Annotated in this window: 1 protein-coding gene; it reads right to left on the bottom strand. The window is 31.5% G+C overall.

Annotated features, from left to right (window positions below):
- Positions 1-218 precede the first annotated feature (218 nt).
- The coding region (locus DNK84_RS13835; RefSeq protein ID WP_208123356.1) for a hypothetical protein at positions 219-533 on the bottom strand (315 nt) is incomplete at its 5' end.

Raw genomic sequence — 533 nt, 5'->3', positions numbered from 1 at the left:
CATAATTTATGCTCTGGATTTGCTAAGCAAATTGAGCAAATTATTTCTATGGTCAAACAATACGACCTTGCTTTTTGTTGATTAATTTCTTAGATTCGACTACTAGATGTAGTGGTTAAAAGCCACATGTTTGTTTAAATTTGAAAGAGTAGCGAACGCTGAAGCGTCCTTGTTTCTCTGCGAAAGTTAGTTTTTTGAAAACAAAAATACAAACTATCTCAAGAAATATTTTTAGTAAATTCTGGATGCTGCTTATAGAAAAAAATATCGTTACTATTAAGATCCCAGCCGCGAGTGTCATTTTTTAAATATATTTTAAATCTCTCAAGTGGATTTTGCGTAAGCCCAAACCGTTCCTTCCACATGTATTCAATATCTATAGCTGAAGCTACATTACTTTTTGGAGTATTGGTATCCATAGTCCTTGTGTATATGGTTCCAGCATTTAATTTATCTTTCTTTTTAGAAAGGTAATAAGGTTTGTCTTGTTTATCTCTAATAGTTAAAACCTGTATGGGTTTATCTCTTATTTT

Origin of the sequence: Facilibium subflavum (genome assembly GCF_003574485.1) — a bacterium.
Taxonomy (GTDB): Bacteria; Pseudomonadota; Gammaproteobacteria; order Francisellales; family Francisellaceae; genus Facilibium; species Facilibium subflavum.
The sequence above is the reverse complement of the archived record's forward strand: the minus strand, read 5'-3'. Positions and strand labels throughout refer to the sequence as shown.